This is a genomic window from Actinoplanes sp. NPDC048791 (assembly GCF_040650095.1).
GTDB lineage: Bacteria > Actinomycetota > Actinomycetes > Mycobacteriales > Micromonosporaceae > Actinoplanes.
On record NZ_JBEZGQ010001457.1, the window covers coordinates 1 to 1,623 of the forward strand.

General features: G+C 73.0%; 2 protein-coding genes and 1 pseudogene. 1 reads left to right on the forward strand and 2 read right to left on the reverse strand.

Annotated features, from left to right (window positions below):
• Positions 1-606, forward strand: a 606-nt coding sequence (locus AB0C29_RS47385; protein WP_360834807.1) for a hypothetical protein, incomplete at its 5' end; no start/stop codon positions are given.
• Between the two features lie 6 nt (positions 607-612).
• On the opposite strand, the gene AB0C29_RS47390 is transcribed toward AB0C29_RS47385, so the two are convergent.
• Together AB0C29_RS47390 and AB0C29_RS47395 are read right to left on the reverse strand one after the other, a co-directional pair.
• Positions 613-1,068: a DinB family protein gene (locus tag AB0C29_RS47390; protein WP_360834809.1), complete on the reverse strand. Its 456-nt coding sequence runs from the start codon at positions 1,066-1,068 to the stop codon at positions 613-615.
• A gap of 70 nt (positions 1,069-1,138) precedes the next feature.
• Positions 1,139-1,623: pseudogene (locus AB0C29_RS47395) on the reverse strand (alkaline phosphatase family protein); the annotation flags it as partial.

Here is a 1,623-nt window from a genome sequence, read left to right on the forward strand (position 1 = left end):
CTCGCCCTGCCGGGCTGCCCCGCGGACGGCGGCCCCCCGGGGGCGCCGGCCGCGGCCAGCGCCGCTCCTTCCGCGCAGCCGACCGCCAGCTCGGGCATCGGCAGCGCGCCCGCACCGGCCGGCGCGCTGGACGGTAAGCGGCAGGTCTTCTTCCTGCCCCGGCTCGACGACAACGAACTGCCGGACTCGGTGCTGGCCGTGACCGCCGCCGGCCGGATCCAGGTGACCGACGACTACGCCGACCGGGCGCTCTTCGTGCCGGTGCCCAAGGGCCGCGGCGCGAAGGAACGCCTGATCAAGACGGGCACCCTCCGAGCCGGGGGCGAGCCCTTCTGCCTGCAGGTGCAGGGCAGCGCGTCCGGCCCGCTCACCGTCGTCACGGCGCCGTGCGACACCGGCGAGCCGAAGCAGCACTTCACCTTCGAGCCGGCCGGCCAGGACGACGAGGGCCGCACCACCTACGCCGTGCGCAACCGGGACGCCTTTCTGCGGTGGCACCCGCTGGGCGCGGCCGGGCTGGTCGCCGAGAAGGCCGACGACAGCCAGATGGAGACGACCTTCTCCCTGCAGGACCAGGGCGCCGCCGCCCTGCCGAAGGGCGACTGAGCCGGCTCAGTCGCCGGTGACGCCGTCGATGCGTTCGCGGAGCAGGTCCGCGTGGCCGTTGTGGCGGGCGTACTCCTCGATCATGTGCAGGTAGACCCAGCGGAGACTCACCGCCGACCGCCGCTCGGTGGAGAACTCGTGCTCCAGCGGAAGGTCGGCGACCGCCGCGTCGGCCGCCTCGATCTCGGCGAGGAGCGTAGCGTGGTCGGCCGCCGCGTCCGCCTGCTCGATGTCGTCGAAGTCGCCCTCCTCGTTGGTGTCCGAGCAGTAGATGTCCGAGACCTTCTCGCCGGTCGCGTTGATCCGGAACCAGCCGCGTTCGACCTCGGCCAGGTGGCGGAGCAGGCCGAGCAGCGAAAGCTTCGAGGGCTCGACCGAACGCAGCTTGAGCTGCTCGGCGGTGAGCCCGGCGCATTTGGTGAGCAGGGTCTGCCGGTGCAGGTTGAGCCAGCCCTCGAGCATGGCTCGCTCGTCGCCGGTGAAGGGTTCTTTGACGCGGTGCGCCGCGGGCGCGGTCCAGGAAGTCACAAGGTCATCCTGGACCGTGCAGATGGACGTCCGCCACCGTATACAGGTCGCCGTCCCTGGTCGTTCCCTCGACCCGTACGTCGGCCCGGGCGCCGGAGTGCCGCAGGGTGCTCACCGCGTTGCCGAAGTACGGCCCGGCCAGCCGCCGCCAGCGCACCGACGGGCGGCGTACCCCGGCGCTGCGGGCCACCCCGCGGACGCCCTTCGCGGCCAGCCGTGACCAGCTGAAGCGCATCAACGGCCGCATGACCGTCGGCACCTGGTTGTGGATCGGGGAGCACGTCAGCTGGTGCACAGGTGTCGCCACGGCCGGTCCGAGGTCGGCGCGGGCGACGTACGAGTGGTGCACGTCGCCGGACAGCACGCTGATCGAGGCCGGTGCCGCGTACGCTCCGCCGGCTCCGACACGGTGGCCCGGGGCCTCCGGGCCGCCTTCGCCCAGGCGGCGGAACAGCTCGGTCAGCGCGTCGAACGAGCGGGTGAACGCCG